The organism is Parafrankia irregularis, assembly GCF_001536285.1.
Taxonomy (GTDB): Bacteria; Actinomycetota; Actinomycetes; order Frankiales; family Frankiaceae; genus Parafrankia; species Parafrankia irregularis.
Genome location: NZ_FAOZ01000001.1, coordinates 311,821 through 334,009 on the forward strand (window position 1 = coordinate 311,821; position 22,189 = coordinate 334,009).

The following is a 22,189-nucleotide window of genomic DNA, read 5'->3' on the forward strand; positions in this document are numbered from 1 at the left end:
CCACCCGGCCTCGGCGCAGGCCCTGGTCGTGTTCATGGCCGCGTTCGCGGCCGGAGAGCGGAGTCCGGCGGCCGGCGGCCGGCGGCCGAGGGCTAGCTCGGGAGGCTGGCGGCGTCCTGCAGGGGCAGGAGCAGCAGGTGCGGGTCCATCCCGGTGGGCGCGAAGCCGAAGTGCCGGTAGAAGGCTCGGCCGGCGGAGGCGATGGCGTGGGCGCCCAGCAACGGGGTTCCCACCATCCGGCGCACCGTCAACGCCCGCATCGTCGCGTCCCGCAGCAGCCGGGCACCGACACCGCGCCCCTGATAACGGACGTCCACGGCCAGCCGACCGACGAGCATCAGCGGAACGGGGTCGGCGGGGCGGCGGGACCGCCACCGCGACGGTGGCGCCACCCGCTCGGCGGCGGCTGTCGCCAGGCAGTAGAACCCCGCGATGGTGGTGCCGTCGAGGATCACGAAGGTGTTGGTGATCCGTTCCTTCTGGTGGTCCTTGGCGTGATGGCGCAGCCAGCCGTCGACGGCCGGGTCACCACAGCCGAACGCGACCGTGTCGTGGTCCTCCAGCAGGGCCGACGGCTTCGTGAACGACACGGAACAAGCTCCCATCCAGCCAGGAACGATCTCGATGCGCTGACATCCGGTACCGACGCGGAACGCGGCGTGGCGGGCCCGCGGGCCGGCGCCGGCGTTCGACTAGGCGTCCGGCTGGCCGGACTGCTGGCCAGGTGGCTGCTCACCCGGTTCCTCGTCGAGCAGGCGTCGCATCCGCGGGTTGTCGGCCGGCGGCGCCTGCAGCATCGCCTCCAGCTCGGCCCAGGCGGACTCGGCGACCCGGAACAGGCGGCGGTCGGCGAGCACGTCCCGGGCGTGGCGCCGCATGCTCTCGACCGCGAACATCGCCAGGCTGAGACCCTCTGCGTCGGCAGCGGACCGGATGATCTCCGCGTCGTCCTCGGGCAGGTCACACGTGATCTTCTCGTCGCCAGCAGAGGTCATACCGGCAGTCTGCCGTTCCGACCCGGGCGAGGGGAAGCCGGGGTACCACGACGTCCAGCGATCCTGGCCGCGCGCGAGCGCGGAACGTTGGTGCCGCGGAGAACGTTCGCAATGGCGTCGGAGCGGGCATTCCTCCGCGGATCACTCCGACTGCCCGAGGAACGGTGAACATCACTATGAGTGACGATCTTGGCACCGCCCTGGTGGTGATCCTCGGTGTGATCGCCGTGGTCGGCGTGCTGCTGGCCGGTGGCGCCTGGTACCTGCTGCGCCGCTACCGGCTGCCGTTGCACGCCGTGGCCACGACGATCGCCAGCCTGCTCTACGTCATCTCGCCGGTGGACGCCGTGCCGGAGGTTCCGCTCGGGCCGGTCGGCCTGGTCGACGACCTCACGGTGATCATCGCAGCGGCGCTCTACCTGCGCAGGCTCGTCGGCGCGAGGAGCACTGCGGCGAGGAACACCGCGGCGAGAAGCACTGCGGTGGGGTCCGCCCAGAAGGCCTCGGGAGGCCATCCCGGACGAACCCCGACCTCGGCTCCTACTCCGATTCCGACCCAGGATCAGATCAGAGAGCGCAGGACGTAAAGCAGGATGCCGCCGTGGCGGTAGTACTCCGCCTCGCCGGGGGTGTCGATACGGACCACGGCCTCGAACGACTTGTCCCCCGCCTGGACGGTGATGGTGGGGGTCTTCTCGTCGATGGTGGCCAGGCCCGTGATGGTGAAGGTCTCCTCACCGGTGAGCCCGAGCGACTCGGCCGACTCGCCGACCGGGAACTGCAGCGGCAGCACGCCCATCCCGATCAGGTTCGACCGGTGGATCCGCTCGTAGGACTCGGCGATGACCGCCCGCACGCCGAGCAGGGCCGTGCCCTTCGCGGCCCAGTCACGCGAGGAGCCGGAACCGTACTCCTTGCCCGCGAGCACCACCAGCGGGACGTTCTCGGCCGCGTACTTCTGCGCCGCGTCGTAGATCGCCACCTGCTCGCCGTCGGGCAGGTGCCGGGTGACGCCACCCTCGACGCCGGGCACCAGCTTGTTGCGCAGCCGGATGTTGGCGAAGGTGCCCCGGATCATCACCTCGTGGTTGCCGCGCCGCGACCCGTAGGAGTTGAAGTCGGACGGGGCCACCCCGTGCTCGGTGAGGTACCGCCCCGCCGGGGAGTCCTTCTTGATGGAGCTGGCCGGGGAGATGTGGTCGGTGGTGACCGAGTCCCCCAGGTAGGCCAGCACCCGGGCGCCGACGATGTCGGTGCGCGGCGTCGGCTTGGCGGACATCCCCTCGAAGTACGGTGGGTGGCGCACGTAGGTGGAGTCCTCCACCCAGCCGAAGGTCTGCGAGACCTCGCCGCCGTCACCGATGGGCAGCGCCTGCCAGCGGGCGTCGCCGGAGAGGTCGGCGTAGCCACCCGAGAACATCTCCGACGCGATCGAGCTGGCCACGACCTCGGCGACCTCCGCCTCGCTCGGCCAGATGTCACGCAGGTAGACCGGCTCACCGGCGGTGTCGGTGCCCAGCGGGTCGGTGTCGAGGTTGATGTCCATCGTGCCGGCCAGCGCGTAGGCGACCACCAGCGGCGGGGACGCCAGGTAGTTCATCTTGATGTCCGGGCTGATCCGGCCCTCGAAGTTCCGGTTGCCCGACAGCACGCTGACGACCGCCAGGTCCGCCCTGTTGATCTCCGCGGAGATCTCGTCGGCGAGCGGGCCCGAGTTGCCGATGCAGGTGGTGCAGCCGTAGCCCACCAGGTTGAATCCGACCTTCTCGAGATAAGGGACGAGGCCCGCGCGCTCGTAGTAATCCATGACCACCTTGGAACCGGGAGCCAAGGTGGTCTTCACCCACGGCTTGCGGGTCAGGCCCTTCTCCACCGCGTTCCGCGCGAGCAGCGCCGCACCCAGCATGACCTGCGGGTTCGAGGTGTTGGTGCAGGAGGTGATCGCGGCGATGGCGACCGCGCCGTGGTCGATCTCGAAGGTGGTGCCGTCGGCCAGGGTCACCCGCGTCGGCTTCGACGGGCGACCGCTGATGTCACCGGCGACCGCGTTGACCGAGACCGGCGCGTCGGACGGCTTGTCCGCGAACGGCGCGGCCGGGTCGGAGGCGGGGAAGGACTCGGCGTCGGCCTCGTCCACACCGCCGTTGACCAGTTCCGTCGGGCGGGCGTAGGTGTCGAGGGCCTTGCGGAAGGCCGGCTTCGCCGTCGACAGCGGAACCCTGTCCTGCGGGCGCTTCGGGCCGGCGAGGGAGGGGACCACGGTCGAAAGGTCCAGCTCGAGAGTGGTGGTGTAGTCGGCCTCGTGGCTCGGGTCGTGCCAGAGGCCCTGCTCCTTGGCGTAGGCCTCGACCAGCGCGACGAGCTCGTCCGGGCGGCCGGTGAGCCGCAGGTAGGACAGCGTCTCGGCGTCGATCGGGAAGATCGCGCAGGTGGAGCCGTACTCGGGGCTCATGTTGCCGATGGTGGTGCGGTTCGCCAGCGGGACGTTCGCCACGCCCTCGCCGTAGAACTCGACGAACCGGCCGACCACGCCGTGCTTGCGCAGCTGCTCGGTGATGGTGAGCACCATGTCGGTGGCGGTGGTGCCCGGCGGGAGCTCACCGGTGAGCTTGAAGCCGACGACGGTCGGGATCAGCATGCTGACCGGCTGGCCGAGCATCGCCGCCTCGGCCTCGATGCCGCCGACACCCCAGCCGAGCACGCCGAGGCCGTTGACCATGGTGGTGTGGCTGTCCGTCCCGACGAGGGTGTCGGGGTAGGCCAGCGTGCCCTCGGCGGTCTCCTTCGTGAAGACGACCCGGGCGAGGTGCTCGACGTTGACCTGGTGCACGATGCCGGTGTTCGGCGGCACCACGGTGAAGTTGTCGAACGCGGCCTGGCCCCAGCGCAGGAACTGGTAGCGCTCACGGTTGCGCTCGAACTCCAGGGTCGCGTTCAGCTCGAAGGCGTCCGGCCGCCCGAAGTGGTCGGCGATGATCGAGTGGTCGATCACCATCTCGGCCGGAGCCAGCGGGTTGATCTTCGACGAGTCGCCACCGAGCGCGACCATCGCCTCCCGCATCGCGGCGAGGTCGACCACACAGGGGACACCGGTGAAGTCCTGCATGATGACCCGTGCCGGGGTGAACTGGATCTCCTGGCTCGGCTCCGCCGCCGGGTCCCAGTTGGCGAGCGCACGTACATGGTCGGCGGTGATGTTCGCGCCGTCCTCGGTACGCAGCAGGTTCTCGAGCAGAACACGGAGGCTGTACGGCAGGCGGTCCGCCCCGGGCACCGCGTCCAACCGCCTGATCGTGTAGGTGCGATCACCTACCGCGAGTCTGCCGGTGCTGCCGAAGCTGTCCATGGCCTTCGTCTCCTCCTCGTCACCTCCCCGCTTCTCGTCAGCGGGAAGGTTCGACACAACCACCGATCGCTGTGGCCGACCCTGAGTTCGCCACGGTCGTCCACCCGACCCCATCCTGGCACTGTCAGGGGTGACGGCGACGCCGAGAGCGGTTGGTCACATTCCCACAGGGATCGACGTGGCTGTGACCGCCGCCTCCCGGGCACGTGCCCCCGGTCCCGGCGGTCCACGCCGTTTTTCCCTCGCAGAGGCTACAAATATCAGGTGGTCCGTCCGGACGTGTACCGCATGCCCCCTGGTCAGGCCGGACGAGACAGCCGGGATCACGACGACGGGGGGTCCGTGGTCCGCTGGCCATGACGCCGGAAGGTGGGATGTCCCACCCAGGCCGGACCCACCTTGGACGGGCTCGGCCCGCACCGGATCATCCGGTGCGGGCCGAGGCTGCGCTGGTACAGACAGTGCCGGAACGGGCTGTGCGGGAACAGGCTGTGCTGGAACAGGCCGTGCCGGAGCAGGCCGCGGCTACGACCACACGGCCGTGATGTCGCGCTGCCAGTTCTCCATCGTGAACGGAGATCGCCGCAGCCGGCGCATCGCTTCCCGACGCTCGTCCAGCGTCGGCGGCACGACCGCCAGGTCGGCGGCGGTACTGGCCCAGATCTCGTTCGGCGTTCCCAGCGGGAGCATGGTGATCCCGGGCAGCACCCGGGCGATCTCCGCGACACCCGGCAGATCCGACGACAGCACCGGGGTGCCGACGGCGCACGCCTCGAGCACGACGCTCGGCAGGCCCTCGTGCAGCGAGGTCACCAGCAGCAGCGACGAGTTCACCAGGAGTTTGGGCACATCGCCGCGCTCGCCGAGGAACTCGACCCGGTCCGACACCCCCAGACCGCCGGCGAGGGTCATCAGCCGCTCGGTCTCCTCCGGGCTCTGCCGGCCCACGAACCGCAGCCGCACGTCGAGCCCACGGGTACACATCGCCGCGACGATCTCGATCGCGCGCGACCGGTTCTTCACCGGATCCGGGCGGGCGATGTGCAGGACCGTCAGCGGCGGCGGTGCGACGTCCCCCAGCTCGTCGAGTTCCGGCAGGGAGGGCATCGGCCGCTGGCCGGCGATGGCCACCCCGAAGGGCTCGAGCTCGACGCCGTTGTAGATGACCCGGCACCGGGGATCCAGCCGCCAGGACTCGCGCCACAGCCCACGCATGGCCGCCTCGCTGACCGCGATCAGATCGGTGGCGAACGCATCCAGCAGGACCCGGCCCAGCGCCCGCTGGAACCGACCGCGGACGCTGTCGCCGCGGCGATCCGTACTGGTGAAGAAGTGAGCCACCCGGCGGCGCACACCGGCGGCCCGGGCAACCGTCAGCACCACCCCCGAGAAGGTCGCCACCCCGGAGTGGACGATGTCGGGCCGGACCCGGCGCAGCAGCCGGTGGAACGCGAACGGGAAGCTCGGATCCGCGCGGCAGTAGTACACCTCGCCCCCGAGCGACCGGATCTCCTCGTCCAGCGATCCGGGCGCCCCCGAGGTGACGCAGAACAGCAGCCGGAACTCGGCCGGGTCCAGCCGTCGCAGCAGGTTGACGGCACGAATCGTCTCACCGGCCAGGTCCATCCTCGGCAGCACCTCGAGCACCGTCACCGGGTTGGCGCGGCTGGACGGGGCGGGAGCCGGGCTCACCTGCCCGGCCGGCGGGGGGAGCAACCGGTCGCCGGCCGCCGCGCCGCGCGCGTCCCCCGCCTCGCGTGTCGGCCCGTCGACCACACTCGGCCCGTCGACCACCGCGAGCCCGTCGACCTTCACCGGCCCGCCGGACCGGTCGGCGCCCGCAGGCCGTCGATCGGTCCGAGCACCACCCGTGCCCCTGCCACCCATGCGCATGCCACCTGCCGGTCCGCCGCCGCTTCGTATGCCCTTGGCCCGTTCGTCACCGATATCCGCCCGCCGCCGCGACGACGACCACCCTCCAAACTCGGATGTGGACGCTCAGCACTCGGCCAGGACATCTGGCAACCTTCGCCAACCTACAGAGAGAGTTCTACTACACAGAGTTATGACACTCGGCAACGTGAGACGAAAAGGCGGGGCGTCGCGGCGAGACGCCCCGCGCCGAACCTGCGCTTCGGGCCAGACCGACGGGTGACCGCTCGACCGCGGGCCCCCAGGTCGGGTGACGGCGTACGGTCCCGGCGCAGCGTCACATGGACTCGACCATGGCCCGCCCCGGCGCGGAGCGCTGCGCGGGAACGAAGGCTCTCGCCGAGCCGCTCAGAGCACCCACGCCAGCCGCTGCGGTCGCTGTTGTCGCTGCGGTCGGCACCGCCGCCGACCCCGCGGACGGCTGCAGCCAGTGGCGGGTGTCCAGCACGGCCCGGGCATGGCTCAACACGATGTCGCGCCGGAACGCGTCGTGATCGACCAGCACGACAACCAGGTCCGCCGCCGCCGTCTGCTCCTCGTCGGCATCGACCAGCTCGATCCGCCCCGGAACCCGCGCGGGATCGACGTGCGGGTCGGCCGCAAAGACCTCCGCTCCGCGATCAGCCAGCAGCGCGGCCACCCGGGCCGCTGGCGACTCCCGCGAGTCCCCGGTGTTCCTCTTGTAGGCGAGCCCCAGCAGCAGAATACGACTTCCGCGCACAGAACATCCTCGTCGGCCAAGTATCTCGGTCACCCTGCTCACCACATGGTCCGGCATGTGGTGATTGATATCGTTGGCCAGTTCGACAAACCTGAAGCTGCGACCGAGCCGCGACCGGACGCGCCATGACAGGTAGGACGGGTCGATCGGAAGACAATGACCTCCGACGCCGGGACCCGGCCGGAACGGCATGAAGCCGAAAGGTTTGGTGGAGGCGGCGTCGATCGCCGCCCAGACGTCCGCGCCGAGCTCGTGCGCAAACATGGCGAGCTCGTTGACCAGAGCGATGTTCACGTGGCGGAAGGTGTTTTCCAGGAGCTTGGTGAGTTCCGCGGTCCTCGTCGAGGCCACCGGAACGGTGCTGTCCACCAGCGAGTCATAGAAGGCGGTCACAGCCCTGAGCGAGGCCTCGTCGACACCGGAAACGACCTTCGGAGTGTTCTCCAGCCGCCAGACCTTGTTCCCCGGATCGATACGTTCCGGCGAGTAGCCAAGCCGGAAGTCGGTGCCGGCAGTGAGACCGGACAGTTCTTCCAGCAATGGCCCGAACAGTTCCTCGGTCGTGCCCGGGTAGGTCGTTGACTCCAGCACCACGGTCGCCCCGGGTCTCACGAAGGGAGCCAGGCTCCGTGCCGCGTCCGTCACGAAACTGAGGTCAGGTACGCCCTCCCGCAGCGGGGTGGGCACGGTGACGACCGCAACATCGAAGGCCGCCGCCGCGGCGTAGTCGGTCGTCGCCTCGTACCTGCCAGAGGCAAGCGCCGCCGCCAGCTGACCGTCAGCGATGTCCTCGACATAGGACTCACCAACCACAAGCCTTTTGACCCTACTGATGTCGACGTCGACGCCCACCACCCGCCAGCCGACCTCTACCGCGCGCATCGCGAGCGGGAGACCGACATACCCCTGGCCGACCACTACCAGCTTTCCCGATGAAGTCATGAGCCCAGTGTGGCGCCATAACCACTCTCAGCTACGCATCGGCAAGTTCGTGTCACGGTCAGTTACCACTCGCGGGGTGGGGAGCTCTCGAACTCCGTCGCGCAGATCCTGCCCGCCGCCGCTGCCGGCGAAAGTCCGGACGAGCACGGCGGAGATCCGTTGACCGGCACGCCCGTCCCACAGCGCCGGACATCGCGGCGGAGGCGGCCGTTCCAGCCATTCGAACGCCGCGGCGACCACCGCATCCGGGGAACGGCCCACCACCCGGTTGGTCCCCTCTGTGACGGTGATCGGGCGCTCGGTGTTGTCCCGCAAGGTCAGGCACGGCACTCCGAGAACCGTCGACTCCTCCTGCACGCCACCCGAGTCGGTGAGCACCAGACGCGCTCCCATCTGCAGCGCGAGGCAGTCGAGGTAACCCACCGGTCCGAGCAGCCGCAGACCGGCCGGGAGTCGACCGACCAGCCGGTTGGCGGTACGCGGGTGGACGGGGAACACCAGCGGGCATCGGCCGGCGATCTCGCCCAGTGCCGCGAGCAGGCCGTCGAGCACCTCGGGGTCGTCGACATTGCTCGGCCGGTGCAGGGTCACCAGTCCGTACCCGCCCGAACGCAGGCCCAGCTCGGCGAGCGTGGGCCGGGCACGGGCCCGCTCCCGGCACGCCAGCAGCGTGTCGACCATGACATTGCCGACCAGATGCACCGACTCCGGCGGCACGCCCTCCGCGACCAGGTGCGCCACGCCCTCGGGGCTGGGTGCGAACAGCAGGTCCGACAGCCGGTCGGTGACGATCCGATTGATCTCCTCCGGCATCGCCCGGTCGCCGCTACGCAGGCCGGCCTCGACGTGCGCCACCGCGACCCCGGCCTTCGCCGCGACCAGCGCGCAGGCGAGCGTCGAGTTCACGTCCCCGACCACGACCACGACATCGGGGGCCAGGCGCAGCAGCAACGGCTCGAAGGCGGTCATCACCGCGGCCGTCTGCACGGCATGGGATCCGGAGCCGGCCTCCAGGTGGTGATCCGGTGGGCGCAGCCCGAGATCGGCGAAGAAGACCCCGCTCATCGCCTCGTCGTAGTGCTGCCCCGTGTGCACGAGGGTGGTCCGGACGCCGTCAGCCGTGAGCGCGTCGATCACGGGCTTCACCTTGATGAAGTTCGGCCGGGCCCCGGCGACGACGACCGCGTGCGGCGCGACCGCGGTCACGGCGTGGCCGTCCCGTCGCGGACCAGCCGTTCCGGCGCCCGGCGCACGTCCGGACCGCCCGGACCGCCCGGACCGCCCGGCAAGCCGGGCACGCCCGGCGCCTCGGCCCGCTCGGCGGCGAGGTCGGCGTCGACCATCATCTCAACCAGGTACGAGCCGTCCTGGCGGGTGATTCCCGTAATCAGTGCGCAGGCCACGTTCGTCCTCCTCCCTGTCTCCAGTCGGCCTCGGCTGACTCTCGGTCAGCGGGTTGGCTCGCCTTCTTCTCGCAGCACGGGAGAGGCCTGGCCCTCCGGCGGCATGCTGTCCGCGCCCACTCCCCGCGCTGCCGGCACCGCTGGCTGGCCCACCTGCTCCGTTCCCGCCCGGCGAGCACCAGCGAGGTCGATGTCAGCCGGCTCCTTCGCCACCGCCACCGCCGCCACCGCCGTCGCCGCCACCGCCGCCGTCGCCGACCGCGGAGAGCCTGTTGGCTGCGGAAGGCCGGTGCCGAGGCTCGCGGCGGCGGCGAGCGTCGCCCGGGACGACGCGATCAGTTCGGCAGTCACGTCCGTCGCACCGCCGCGACACATCCGCAGGAACGCGGCGACTGCCGCACGGTGTCCCTTGTCCTGCGCGCCCTTCCATTCCGAGGTGCCATCGATCACCAGCTCCCGGAAGTCGTCGATCCGCAGGTGACGCCGGCCGGCGAGAGCCTCGACCAGCTCCTTCCGGCAGGCCCGGGGGCGGGCCGAGCTGTACGCGACGGTCGACAGGGTGCCGTCGACGTGCCGCAAGGTCACGGACAGGTCTTCGGCCAACAGCACCTCACCACCGCGGCCGGGCACGGCAATCGCCGTCTCGACCCGGCTACCCGCCAGCGCCGCGCAGGTGTCGATGAAATGGCAGACCTCGCCGAGGAGCCGGCCGCCCTCGACCCGGTCGCCATACCAGTGGTCGGCGGGTACGGGACCGGCGGCGACCCGGTAGATCAGGCTCAGCGGGCCGTCCCGCTCCGCCAGCCGCCGGCGGGCCGCGACGACCGCCGGGGAGAACCTGCGGTTGAGGCCCACCATGAGGACCCCACCGCCCGCGTCCGCCGCCCGCTCAACCATCTCGAGCTCGGCCAGGTCAAGAGCCAGGGGCTTCTCGCACCACACATGCCGGCCCCGTTCGAGGGCCGCCGCGGCCAGTTGGGCGTGCGTCGAGTGCGGTGTCGCGATCACAACGACGTCGATGTCGTCATCATCGAGCAGCTCCTCGACTCCGGCCGCGGCGCCCTCGAAGCCGTGCCGGTCGGCGAAGGCGCGCGCTGATCGCCCACTGGCCGAAGCGACACTGGTGAAACGGCCGAAACCCGCCGCTCTGAAGGCTGGCAGCAGCACCGAGCCGGAGAAGTTCCCCGCGCCGATCCAACCGATCCGATCACCGCGACGCCCGCCAGGAGTACCAGCCCCACGTGTCACCCGCTGCGTGCGCGGCCCAACCTCCCGGGGCTCCCCCGCCGCGGAACCGTCGGTGGATGGGGCGCTCTGCAGGCGCGGACCGCCATCCGGCGGCAGGGCGTGTTCCACCGGCCCGGTGCGGCGCGGGTAGTCGAACCGGATGGCCAGGTACGGCTCTCGGCGCGTCGCCACCAGGTCATAGGCTGCCGCGGCCCGCTCAATCGGGAAGGTGTGGGTGATCAGGTCGGCCACGGACAGCCTGCCGGAGGCAAGCAGGTCGAGCACCGCTTCCTGGTTGCGGCCCTCCGTCCAGCGGACCTGGCCCGCCGGGTAGTCCACACCCCATTCCTCGTAGCTACGCTCGTAGCGACCGGGCCCGTAGGAGCGCGCGAAGCGCAGGACGAGTTCCTTCTCGTAGAACGGCGCGCGCGTCAGCCCCAGTGGGACGTCCCCGACGACGACGAGCTGGGCCCGGTCGCGGGCGAACTCCGTCGCCCGCATCACCGGATCACCGGACCGGCCCGCCGCGCAGATCAGCACCGCGTCCGCCCCGCGCCCGCGGCTCCACTCCCGCACCGCGGCCGTGGTCGCCTCGCCGGACTCCCGCAACGCCCGCACACCGGTCGCGGCAGCGGTGTCCAGGGGCAGGTCCGCGAGGTCGACGCCGGCCACCTCGCATCCGCTGGCCAGCGCGATACGGGAGGCGAGTTGGCCGATGAGACCCAGCCCGACGACGACCACCTTGGCTCCCGGGCCGACCTCGGCGAGACGGAGCCCGTGCAGCGCGATGGCGGCGATGGTCGCGAAGGCGGCATCGGCGTCGGGGACCCCGGCCGGCACTCTCGCGCACAACAGCCCCGGAACCGCCTGGAACTCGGCATGGTTCGCCCGGCCAGCGCCACCGGTGGCCACCAGGTCGCCGGGGCGGATGCCCTCGACGGCGTCGCCGACGCGGACGACCCGGCCAGCCCCGCTGTAACCGAGTGGCAGCTCGGACGCGAGGCGGTCACGGACCGAGCGGACCGCCTCGCCTATGCCGTCCGCTCGGGCCTTCTCCGCCACCCGGCGGACAAGATCGGGACGTGCCCGCGCCTTGGCCAGCAGCCCGGACCGGGCAAGCGTGGTCACCGCCCGCTCGGTGCCGACCGAAACGATGGTGGCGGTCGTCTCCACGAGCACTTCGGTCGCCCCGATGGAGGGGACCGGGCTGTCGACGACCCGGACCTCTCCACCGCCTGCGTCCTGGACCACCTGCCTCACCGGAGATCCCGGCCTGTCGCTGGGACCCGTCGGGCCGAAGATCCGCGGCTCCGTGACCGGTCAGACACTCGCCTTCGCAACATGCGACGGAGCGTAGTTGATGAACTACATTCGGTCGCGAACAACGGCCTGGTCGGGCTGCTGGAGTGTCACCCACCTGGAACGAACCGCCGCCACGGAGCCAGCGCGCCCACGCTGGTAATCGCCTGCCGAGCCGCAAGGAGTGACATGATCGGAGCGGGAGCCGCGGCGCTTCTCGTAACTCTCGCCACCACGCCGGTCGCGCTCGGCGCGATGCGACGCCTGGCAGCCATCGACGACATCAACGAACGCTCCTCACACCAGGTTCCGACCCCTCGTGGCGGCGGCATCGCGGTAGCCCTCGGCATCTTCGCCGGCGTGCTCGTACTCCCACTCGCCAGCGGTCACGGTGACGCCCCCGACCTGCTTCCGATGATCGTCGGGGTGACGCTGTTCGGTCTCATCGGTCTCGCCGAGGACGTGGGCGGCATCGCCCCGCTGCGCCGCCTGACGCTTCAAGCGCTCGCCGGCCTGGTGGTGTCGGCCGTGCTCCTCGTCAGCGTGCCCCTCGACGCCATGTCGGTCCCACCCGCGGTGGCTGTATCCGCCGCCGCGCTGATCGGCCCGCTGTGGGTGACCGGTTTCGTCAATGCCTTCAACTTCATGGATGGGATCAACGGCATCTCGGCCGCGCAGGCCGCCGTCGCCGGCGGCGGCCTCACCGTCGTGGGCCATCTCCACAACTCGTCGGCGCTGGTCGCGGGAGGCGCTGTTCTGGCCGGGTCGGCGATCGGCTTCGCGCCGTTCAACTTCCCCCGCGCGCGGATCTTCCTGGGCGACGTCGGAAGCTACACCCTCGGCGCCAGCCTCGCCGTACTCACGTTCCAGGGCATCATGTCCGGCATCCCGGTCGAGGCCGTGCTGGCACCGCTGCTGCTCTACCTCGCCGACACCGGCGCGACGCTGGTGCGCCGGATACGACGGGGCGAGTGCTGGTACCTGCCCCACCGCACCCACACCTACCAGCAGCTCACCGACGTCGGCTGGACGCACACCCGGGTCACGGCCACGGTCGCGAGCCTCATCGCGGCAAGCTCGGGCCTGGGGCTACTGGCCGCTCGGGGCCATGCTGGCGTCCGGGTGACGGCCGACCTCGCGCTGCTCGTGCTGGTCGTGGGTTATCTGAACGCACCTCGACTGATCACATTCGCCCGCGCACCGCGAGGCGCCGAGCTGCCGACTCCCGCCGATCCCGCTCAGGCAGGGGACAGCCCCCGGGAGCTTGTCCTGCCGCACCAACGGCAGGGCGACAGCCCACGGATCACCGAGCGGCCTGAACCCGCCCGGACGGGCGGGGCACCCGACCAGGCCGACACCCGGTGACAGCAGCAATCCGAGCTATTCGACAACCATACGAATACAGTTGACTACCAAAGGCAACACCGCGCGGTCCGATCGCCGGGTTCCCCAGGAGAGGTCGATGTCGTGAGGCGTGGCGCTGGTCCCCCGCGGGTTCTGCTCGTTACCCACTACTTTCCGCCCGAGGTGGGCGCCCCGCAGGCACGCCTGTCGGAGACAGCGCGGGCCTGGGCCGCCGCCGGCCTCGACGTCACCGTGCTGACCGGCATGCCGAACCATCCGACCGGTGTGGTGCCCACCAGTTACCGCGGGGCACTCAGGCGGTTCGAACACACCGACGGGTACCGGGTGGTCCGCACCTGGCTTTATGCGACCCCGAACGAAGGCGTGCTGCGCAAGACCCTCAGCCACCTGTCGTTCATGGTGACGTCGGTACTGCTGGGCGGCCGGCCCGCCGGCCCCGTTGACGTCGTGGTCGTCTCCTCGCCCACCTTCTTCGCTCTCGGCTCGGCCTGGGTCCTGGCGCGGCTGCGGCGCGCCCGGCTGGTGGTCGAGATACGCGACCTGTGGCCTGCGATCTTCGTTCAGTTGGGTCTGATCACGAACCGCAGGGTCATCGCGGTTCTGGAAAAGCTGGAGCTGGCCGCCTACCGGGCCGCGGACGCCGTTGTCACCGTTACCGAGGGCTTCCGTGAGGACATCATCCGCCGGGGCATACCCGCGGAGAAGGTGCACGTGATCCCGAACGGCGTCGACCTCGATCGATTCAGGCCGGACGAACCCGCATCCGCGGAGGTACGGGCCCAGCTGGGAGCCGGGCCCGCGGACACGCTCGTGCTCTACGTCGGCGCACACGGCATCTCGCAGGGCCTGGCCTCCGTCGCCGACGCCGCCGCGCTGCTGGCCGAGGAAACGCCCTCGATCCGCTTCGCCTTTGTGGGCGAGGGAGCCGACAAGCGGCGGCTCACCGAGCACATCAGGCGGCTCGGCCTCACGAACACCACCCTTGCGCCCGCGGTCCCCCGCTCCGACGTGGCCGCGCTGGTCGCCTCCGCCGACATCTGCCTGGTTCCGCTGCGGGACGTACCACTGTTCGAGACCTTCATCCCGTCAAAAATGTTCGAGCTGCTGGCCGCGGGCCGTCCGCTGATCGGCTCGGTGCGCGGCGAGGCAGCCCGCATCCTGACCGACGCCGGCGCCGTGGTCGTACCGCCGGAGGACCCGGAGGCCCTCGCCTGCGCCGTACTGGAGCTGGCGACGGATCCGGACCGCAATGAGGCCATGGGCCTGGCCGCCCGCGACTATGTCGAGCGGTACTTTGACCGGTCAGCGCTGGCCGATCGCTACCGCCGTCTTCTACTGCAGGTCCTGGCCGGGCAACCTCAGGAGGAACAGCCTCACCACGGGCAGCCCCCGCACCACGGGCAGCCCACATCCAACCGCCAGGAGGGCGGGCAGCAGCTTCCGGATGGCCTGTGGCCAGAGCACGAGCTGCCTGCGCCGGCATCGGCATGCCAGCCGAGCGCCCAGGGACAGCTGCGCGACGGCACCCAGCCGGTGCCACGTCCCCGCCAGCCTGGGCCTGAGGACCCACGAACCGTCGCCCGGCATATGGGGCGACGAGGGAGTGACCGATGACGAGACGACTCGTCATCGAACGCAGCGGATTCCTCGGTTCCCTGGCCACACGGCACACCATGGCCGCGGGTCACGAGGTCACCGCCCTCGGCTCCGGGGTCAGCTGGCATGACCTGGATGACGCTGTGAGAAGCGAGCAGATCACCCAGCCGACCGAGGGTAAGGCCTTCTCGACCGACGATGCCGTACGGGGTCTCGGTTTCGCTTCCCGGCCGCACGCCACCGGCATCCGGCACGAGGCGGCGCTCTGCCGGCTACAGAAGGCTGTGATGAGGAGACGAACCGGCACATGATCACGTCCTCCTCGTCCGAAGTGACGGACGAATGGCTTACCTGGGCCAGCGGCACGGTGAACCCCGACCGACCCGACGGGCTCGACAACGCGGCCGATCCGAACGATCTGGACGGTGTCTCATCGGCCTCTCCGGCTACCGGGGCCGCGACGGCCCGCACGTCCTCGTTGGCCGGCCGCTACCTGCGAACCGTCGTGCTGCTCCGGCCGGAACAGGCCGTCGCGCGTATCCGTCTCCGCACGCAACGCGCCATGCACCTGTACTTCCCCACCACGTCGCACCGGATCGTGGAAACACTCGCGCGACCGATGCTGAGGCCTCAGGTTCACGCCCGATGGCCGGCTTCCTTCGTACCGTTCGACGCCCGCCTCGGCGAGGCGTGGCCGCTCGCCACCGACCTCGCCGATGGGCGCTTCACCCTGCTGGGAACAACCCGCCACCTCGGTGAACCGGCCGACTGGGCCCAGCACGACGCGCCCCTGCTATGGCAGTTCCATCTGCATTACTGGGACTGGGCCTGGTCGTTTGCCTTGCATCCAGAACGCGAGTGGGCCCGCTCCGAGTTCGACCGGCTATACCGCTCCTGGCGCCGCGCCACAACGTTTGGGCGCGGTGCCGCCTGGTCACCCTACGTGGTGTCGCTGCGTATATGGTCATGGTGCGGAATGCTCGGGTCGTTGGCGGACGGCGCACTCGCCTCCGCGCTGACCACCGATCTCGCCGAACATGCCGCCTATCTCCGCCTCCACGTCGAGAACGATCTCGGTGGGAACCATCTTCTCAAGAACATCAAGGCGCTCCTGGGGATTGCTGTCGCGTTCGATGACGCAACAGCGAGGAAGCGTTGGACCGCGCGCCTGCTTCGGGAGATCGAGCGCCAGGTACTACCCGACGGGGGCCATGTCGAGCGTGCACCCGCCTATCACTGTCAGGTGCTGGCGGACCTCGATGATCTCGCAGGCCTGCTCGGCTGCGCCGGCGAGACAGTTCCCGACGAGCTGAGCGCAGCACGTCTACGGATGCGGAGGTGGCTCGACGACATACTGGCACCCGATGGCACGGTGCCGATGGTGAACGACGGCTTCCCTGTCCCGCCCGCTGCGGTGACCGCTCTGCTGCCGCACAGATCCGGAACGCACCGTGTGCGGAATCCAGGACACCAGACTGGAACCGGTCTCGCACTCTTCAGTGATTCGGGCCTGGCGGTCCTGCGCGCCGGGCCCTGGCGGGTACTCGCCGATGTCGGCCTGCCCTGTCCGGACGATCTTCCGGGGCACGCACATGCCGACTCCCTGTCCTTCCTTCTCTGGTATGGCGGCACACCGGTGCTCGTCGACAAAGGAACCTCGACCTACGCACCGGGTGCGACCCGCGCCACCGAACGCGCGACCGCGGCGCACAACACCGTTGTCGTGGACGGAATGGACTCCACCGAGGTATGGGGCGCCTTTCGCGCGGGCAGACGGGCACGGGTCGCGCTTGGGCCGGTCCGGTACGACCAGAAAGCCGACCGATTGAGCCTTACCGCCATGCACAAAGGTTACCGATGGCTGACCGGCCAACCCGATCATATCCGTACCTGGACAGTGGACTCGGACTCGCTGCTGATCGTCGACCGGATCGCAGGCAGCCGTCACCATCGTATCGACGTGCTGTTTCACCTGGATGCCGGATGGCATGCGCAGCCTGACGAGGCCGGAGTGATAATCGAACGAAAGGGAGCACCAGGACGCCTCCGCCTGGCGACATGCATCGAGGCGCACCGGGACGAGCAGGTCAGCAGTGGCCGCTGGCGACTCTGGACGGACACGCTGGCGACCGGCTGGCAACAGCACATCCCAGCCATGGTCGTCGCCTACACGATCATCGCGGGCCTTCCACTCGAGTTGCACAGTCGCTTGACCGTAGTGGAGGGTACCGATGTCTGAGCCGCCGCTTTCCAGGCCGCTCTACCAGGTCGCGCTGACCCGCACGAACCAGGCAGCCTACCCTTCGATCTCTCCTTTCTCCCCGCATACCGCCTACCCGGAATACAGATTCGGTCACCTGAGCCGGGAGCCGAATCATGTCTATGCGGCGGTCCGGAGGGTTTTCGCCCTGGCGGGCCTCGACAAGGGCAGGGTCGACACCTCACAGTGGAATCCACTCGGCGACTTCGTCGGGCCCGGCGGAACGGTGGTACTCAAACCGAACCTCGTGCGCGAGTTCCACCCCCAGGATCCCGCCGGCTGGCAATGGGTCCTCACTCATGGTTCCGTCATTCGCGCCGCGGCCGACTACGCACTACGAGCTGTCGGGACCACGGGCCGGGTGGTCATCGCCGACGCACCGCAGACCGACTCCTCGTTCATCGGCATCGTTGCCGCTCTCGGCCTCGACCAGCTGCGTGACTTCTACCAGGAACGTGGGTTCAGCGTCGACCTGCTCGATCTACGCCAGGAAGAATGGACGACCCGCGGCGGCGTTGTGACAGCGCGACGACGCCTCCCCGGAGACCCGGCCGGTACCGTCGCCTTCGATCTGGGCGAACGAAGCGAATTCGTCGGCCATCCTGGCGCCGGCCGCTACTACGGAGCCGACTACGACTCCCGGGTGGTAAACCACCATCACACCGGCGGACGCCACGAGTACCTACTGTCCGCGACAGTGATGCAGGCGGATCTGATCCTAAATCTGCCGAAGCTAAAAAGCCATAAGAAAGCCGGCATCACGCTCGGGATGAAGAACCTGGTCGGTGTGAACGCCGACAAGAACTGGCTTCCCCACCATACCGAGGGCTGGCCGGGTAATCACGGGGACGAGCACCCCAGGCCAACCGCACGGCACCGCGCGGAGCGCGCTGTAGTCGGGGGCCTGCGGCGGGCCGCTCTCGCCTGGCCCGGAGTCGGCACACGTACCTTGCAGATCGCGCGCCGCGGCGGCACTCCAATATTCGGCGACGGGGACACCACAATCCGGAGCGGAAACTGGTGGGGAAACGACACCGTTTGGAGGATGTCCCTGGACCTGAACAAGATTATTCACTATGGCAGGCCGGATGGAACTCTGGCGGAAAGTCCAAGGCCTGCGCGGCACATCGTCCTCGTGGACGGCATCATTGCGGGACATCGCAACGGCCCCATGAGTCCCGATGCGCTCCCCGGCCGGCTGGTCGCCTTCGGCACGGCACCGGCCGCTGTAGACGCTGCCGTCACCGTGCTGTTCGGCTTCGATCCTGAACGAGTGCCAACCGTTCGCCAGGCGTTTCGTTGCCATCGACTGCCACTTGCTAACGGCGACTGGCGCGAGGTTGAGCTCATCGGAGATTACCCGGAATGGCGCGGGCCAATAGGACTCATTCATCCTGGAGCCACCCTCCAGGCTGAACCGCACTTCGCCTGGAGGGGGCGGATCGAACTACCGCGAATCGATATCCGAGCGACTGTCAGCACCGATTCAGGGGAACGATGAAGGGCCCCGCGATCGGCCACTCGCGGGTCGTGGCGGCGGCCTTCCGTGCCGCCTGTGAAAGCCCGCTGGTCACGACGCACCTGAACACCTTGGCTCGGCTCGAACTAGCTGAGCCGAGCGAGGTCGCCCGATGGCAGGAGAGACGCCTTCGGCGCTTCGTCAATCGGTGGGCGACAACGGTTCCCTATTACCTGGAGCACCCGGAGTATCTGCGCTCGACCACCGAGACGGCAGCAGTGCTGGACAAGGAAACCGTCCGGCGGGCATCGGCGGCGTTCGTCAATTCGAGGGTGCCCGCTCGGCACGTGACGACCGGAGGGACTGGGGGCCGCCCGCTAAGTCTCCGAATCTCGTATTCCTCCTTCTTTTCGGAATGGGCGCATATTGCCTACGTCTGGTCGCGGGCCGGGATCAGCCTGGGCGACCCGAAAATTACCTTTCGTGGCAGCAGCCTTGGAACTGGCTTCGATGGCCGCCCGATGATGTATCAGAGAACCTACAACCACGTTGCGGTGTCGCCGTTCCATCTGTCGGACAGGACTTTCACGGAGCTGCTCACCAAAATCCGCGATCTACGTCCGGTCGCGATCTGGGGATACCCGTCCTCCATAACCCCGTTCGCCCTCTGGGTCGCTCGGACCGGGCCGCATCCCGAGCTTGCCCGCCTTCGAGCGGTGCTGCTCGCCAGCGAAGCCGCCCTCGGCTGGCAACTGAGCCTCTTCCGCGAGGTCTTCGGAGCGCCGCCGATCCGCTGGTACGGCCAGAGCGAGAAGGTCGTCTTCGGTGCCGAGTGCCCGCGCCTCCCCGGCCACTACCACGTCACTCCCACATACGGAGTGGCCCAGGTTGTCAACAACCGGATCACCGGTAGTGGAATGACAAATACGGCCATGCCGCTCCTACGCTATGACACTGAGGACGGCGGGGTTCTAAAACAGCCGGGGCCCGTGGGAAGCCGCTGCGCCTGCGGATCTCCCTTCGCCGTCCTTCACGACGTGGCCGGCCGCTGGGATCAGTCTCTCGTTTATGGAATCGATGACGAACCCATATCCTCCGCGGCACTCAATTTTCATGACGAGGCCTTCGCCCGGTTCGACCGCTTCCAGTTCCGACAGGACCGGCGCGGAGAAGTCGAACTGCGGGTCTCGACAGTGGGTCGGGTTCCCGAGGCCGCGGAGCTTGAGAAGGCACGGAGTCTGCTCCAGCATCGCGTAGGTGACCGCCTCGTCATCTCGGTCGCGATTGCGAACGCGGACGAACTACTGAGTCGACGCGGGAAGATCCTCATGATCGACCAGCGTTATCGCCCGGATGAGGCCACGTTCTCGGCGATGCCAACACAGCCGGGGTAGCCGTTCAGCAGCCTGGGACCTCCGAGCCGGCCTCAGACGTCCGAGTAAGTCCGGGTAACGCGTCGACCGGCCCGCTCCGAGCTCTGGGGTCCCGTCCTTCCCGGAGCGGTCATCGGTGCGGCCTCTGCAGGAGGCGCGCGAAGTAGCGACCCGGGTCGAACGGGGCCGGATCGGCCGCCGGGGCCGCCGCCAGTGCCGCGAACATCGCCGCGGCGACCTCATGGGCAACCTGGCGCGCGTAGGGGACCAGGGCCGGACCAGCGACCTCACGGTTGTGTGGGGTATCGAGTCCCACCACAGGCACGCCCATGGCACGTCCCTCGGCCAGCGGATACCCGAAGGACTCGAGCTCGGTCGGGTAAAGGATCGCCGAGCAGCCGCGCACCAGGTCCTCGACCTGCGTGGGGGTCAGGGCACCGAGGAAGTTGATGCGAGGATGGCTCACCACAGCATGTCGCCGGAAAGCGGCTGGTGTGGCCGTCACATCGATCGCGATGTCGACGCGGTGCGGTGGAGCGGCCAGGATATCGGCCGCCTCCAGGGCCACGGTCAGCCGTTCTTCGAGCATTTTGTAGGGACCCGGGACGATCGGGCATACGAAGCGGGGAGAAGCGGGAGGACTACACCGCGCCCGCGGCACCGAAACCGGATTGTGCAGAACAGCCAGGCGCTCCCGGGCGCTAGGAACCACACGGGTCACACGCTCGGCCATGCTCTGCGCCGGAACGATGACGACGTCGGCCCGCAGCAACGCCCGCCGCACGACCTGTGCCTGGGCATGAACGGATGGAGGAAGCCGCCGACCGAATGCCATTGTCTCGGCTGAGGTCAGGAAGTGTAGCGCGTTGTGGACGACGACTGTCCGGTGCTCCCCGCCTGCCAGAAAACTGACATTGTTCATCGCGACCGACCGCCTGGGGCGCCGGACAACCGCCTCACGTCGTATCAGCCAGTACGGCGTCAGTGCACGATCGCGCCCGATCACATGGAGGTCGGCCTCAGTCGAACCGACCAGGTACCGGTCCAACTCGTTCAGCAACCGCTTCGCTCCGCCGATCCGGGCTCCCGCGCAATCGATCACTGTCGTCATAGGATCGCCTTCCCGTCAGACCACTGGGAACGCCGGATCACGGCCCGCCAGCCAGGAGCTGCTTCCGCTTCGCCGCGTCACCGTCGCCTGACCCAGAACTAGTTCGGACTATATTCGGAGACATTTCAGAGAATTCACCCCGAACAGGGGGACGGCGACACCGTGTCGCCGCCTCCCCGACGAGCGCCAAGAGGCACCAGTCGCGCCCCCGCCACCACCAGAGCTCACAACGTGATCTGCGTCATGTCCCAGCGCCGGCCCAGGAGCCCCAGAGGCTCGGGCGAGGCTCGTTCGACATCAGTTCGTCCAATTTAGGCTGTTCCGCGACCCCGTCTCTGATTCCATGAACAATCATCCGGAAAAGTCCGCGCGACTGTCCTGAAACTGTCTCCTTGAGAGCGGCGCGAGGCGCTACAGCCAAGGCACTCCAGGCTGTGACCAGGGCCACCGTCGAGGCACTTCGATGCGTCCGGGCAAACCAGATTCTGTTCCGGGTCAGATAGTAGGAGAATCCAGCTTTGGGAAGCGTTCCACCGCCACTGTGCCAGGCCTGAGCCGGACTGACTACAATCCGCCAGCCGGCAGCTCTGACCCGATAGCAGTAATCAGTGTCCTCATATCCCAGGAAATATTTCACCGGCATTGGGACGCGACGAAGTGAATCACCCTTGATAAACATCATCGCGCCGTTTATCCAATCCACTTCGTCATTTTGTGTCGACGGAACTCTCCGCTTTTTTGGAATCGTCACCAGCGGAGTCATCCGGCCACATCCGGTATGAATCCCGTCAACGTTCACCTGAGTCGGCCCAACAATTCCCACCTGCGGATCCGAGAAGACCTCGAGACATTCTCGCACCGTAGTTTCGGTAAGCTGGACGTCGTTGTTCAGCAGAAGATAGACGTCGGCATCGGGCGCCACCTCGTACCCGGCCATAAAGCCGCCGCCGAAGCCGCGATTCGAATCCGGAACAAGCCACGTAAATTTGGATCCAAAAGACGATGGCCGCGGTTTTCCATCGTTCGCCACCACGATGACGCCGGAAAACAGAGAAATCTCATCGAGCTGCTGCGTGAGCCTGATCGTCGGCTCAACCGCGCCCCAGTGAACGATAACTGCGACAACATTCATGACTGGCTCTCCGGATTGAAGGACGGCT

17 protein-coding genes are annotated in these 22,189 nt (G+C 68.7%); 7 read left to right on the forward strand and 10 right to left on the reverse strand.

Features of this window, described 5'->3' with window-relative positions:
- Window positions 1-92 precede the first annotated feature (92 nt).
- Together AWX74_RS01310 and AWX74_RS01315 are read right to left on the reverse strand one after the other, a co-directional pair.
- Window positions 93-590, reverse strand: coding sequence for a GNAT family N-acetyltransferase (locus AWX74_RS01310; RefSeq protein ID WP_054567020.1), 498 nt, complete (start codon window positions 588-590; stop codon window positions 93-95).
- A gap of 102 nt (window positions 591-692) precedes the next feature.
- A complete protein-coding gene (locus AWX74_RS01315; protein ID WP_091270664.1) occupies window positions 693-995 on the reverse strand; it encodes a type II toxin-antitoxin system TacA family antitoxin in 303 nt (100 codons plus the stop codon).
- Window positions 996-1,171: 176 nt separating this feature from the next.
- Here AWX74_RS01315 and AWX74_RS01320 point away from each other — a divergent pair, with 176 nt between their 5' ends.
- Window positions 1,172-1,582 (forward strand): YkvA family protein, encoded by a 411-nt coding sequence (locus AWX74_RS01320; RefSeq protein WP_091270666.1) that lies wholly within the window; start codon window positions 1,172-1,174, stop codon window positions 1,580-1,582.
- Here AWX74_RS01320 and acnA read toward each other — a convergent pair.
- The 6 genes from acnA to AWX74_RS01350 form a co-directional block, all read right to left on the reverse strand.
- On the reverse strand, window positions 1,558-4,341 hold the full coding sequence (gene acnA, locus AWX74_RS01325; RefSeq protein ID WP_091271104.1) for an aconitate hydratase: 2,784 nt from the start codon (window positions 4,339-4,341) through the stop codon (window positions 1,558-1,560). The two genes, AWX74_RS01320 and acnA, sit on opposite strands and share 25 nt — an antisense overlap.
- Window positions 4,342-4,866: 525 nt before the next feature.
- Window positions 4,867-6,228 carry a glycosyltransferase gene (locus AWX74_RS01330; protein WP_091270668.1) on the reverse strand — a complete coding sequence of 454 codons (1,362 nt, stop codon included), beginning with the start codon at window positions 6,226-6,228 and terminating at the stop codon, window positions 4,867-4,869.
- Window positions 6,229-6,550: 322 nt separating this feature from the next.
- Window positions 6,551-7,936, reverse strand: coding sequence for a nucleotide sugar dehydrogenase (locus AWX74_RS01335; RefSeq protein ID WP_091270670.1), 1,386 nt, complete (start codon window positions 7,934-7,936; stop codon window positions 6,551-6,553).
- A gap of 27 nt (window positions 7,937-7,963) precedes the next feature.
- Entirely contained in the window at window positions 7,964-9,142 is a 1,179-nt protein-coding gene (gene wecB, locus AWX74_RS01340) for a non-hydrolyzing UDP-N-acetylglucosamine 2-epimerase (RefSeq protein ID WP_091270672.1), read from the reverse strand.
- Window positions 9,139-9,339 carry a hypothetical protein gene (locus AWX74_RS01345; protein ID WP_091270674.1) on the reverse strand — a complete coding sequence of 67 codons (201 nt, stop codon included), beginning with the start codon at window positions 9,337-9,339 and terminating at the stop codon, window positions 9,139-9,141. The genes wecB and AWX74_RS01345 overlap by 4 nt, the downstream gene beginning before the upstream one ends.
- A 45-nt stretch (window positions 9,340-9,384) precedes the next feature.
- On the reverse strand, window positions 9,385-11,826 hold the full coding sequence (locus AWX74_RS01350) for a bi-domain-containing oxidoreductase (protein WP_242666013.1): 2,442 nt from the start codon (window positions 11,824-11,826) through the stop codon (window positions 9,385-9,387).
- 228 nt (window positions 11,827-12,054) lie between these two features.
- Here AWX74_RS01350 and AWX74_RS01355 point away from each other — a divergent pair, with 228 nt between their 5' ends.
- The 6 genes from AWX74_RS01355 to AWX74_RS39800 all read left to right on the forward strand — a co-directional run bounded on the left by AWX74_RS01355 (window position 12,055) and on the right by AWX74_RS39800 (window position 19,939).
- On the forward strand, window positions 12,055-13,230 hold the full coding sequence (locus AWX74_RS01355; RefSeq protein ID WP_091270676.1) for an MraY family glycosyltransferase: 1,176 nt from the start codon (window positions 12,055-12,057) through the stop codon (window positions 13,228-13,230).
- Between the two features lie 102 nt (window positions 13,231-13,332).
- Window positions 13,333-14,844 (forward strand): glycosyltransferase family 4 protein, encoded by a 1,512-nt coding sequence (locus AWX74_RS01360; protein WP_091270678.1) that lies wholly within the window; start codon window positions 13,333-13,335, stop codon window positions 14,842-14,844.
- A complete protein-coding gene (locus AWX74_RS01365; RefSeq protein WP_091270680.1) occupies window positions 14,841-15,137 on the forward strand; it encodes a hypothetical protein in 297 nt (98 codons plus the stop codon). Before AWX74_RS01360 ends, AWX74_RS01365 begins: the two co-directional genes overlap by 4 nt.
- Entirely contained in the window at window positions 15,134-17,065 is a 1,932-nt protein-coding gene (locus AWX74_RS01370; protein ID WP_091270683.1) for a heparinase II/III family protein, read from the forward strand. Before AWX74_RS01365 ends, AWX74_RS01370 begins: the two co-directional genes overlap by 4 nt.
- Complete coding sequence (locus tag AWX74_RS01375; protein ID WP_091270685.1) at window positions 17,058-18,587, forward strand: DUF362 domain-containing protein; 1,530 nt, start codon at window positions 17,058-17,060, stop codon at window positions 18,585-18,587. The genes AWX74_RS01370 and AWX74_RS01375 overlap by 8 nt, the downstream gene beginning before the upstream one ends.
- Window positions 18,584-19,939, forward strand: a complete 1,356-nt coding sequence (locus tag AWX74_RS39800; protein ID WP_091270687.1) for a phenylacetate--CoA ligase family protein — start codon at window positions 18,584-18,586, stop codon at window positions 19,937-19,939. The genes AWX74_RS01375 and AWX74_RS39800 overlap by 4 nt, the downstream gene beginning before the upstream one ends.
- A gap of 109 nt (window positions 19,940-20,048) precedes the next feature.
- Here the strand turns inward: AWX74_RS39800 and AWX74_RS01385 are convergent, their stop codons facing one another.
- Both AWX74_RS01385 and AWX74_RS01390 read right to left on the reverse strand, forming a co-directional pair.
- Complete coding sequence (locus AWX74_RS01385; RefSeq protein WP_193209617.1) at window positions 20,049-20,690, reverse strand: glycosyltransferase; 642 nt, start codon at window positions 20,688-20,690, stop codon at window positions 20,049-20,051.
- Window positions 20,691-21,270: 580 nt separating this feature from the next.
- A complete protein-coding gene (locus AWX74_RS01390; RefSeq protein ID WP_091270692.1) occupies window positions 21,271-22,161 on the reverse strand; it encodes a glycosyltransferase family 2 protein in 891 nt (296 codons plus the stop codon).
- Between the last annotated feature and the right edge of the window lie 28 nt (window positions 22,162-22,189).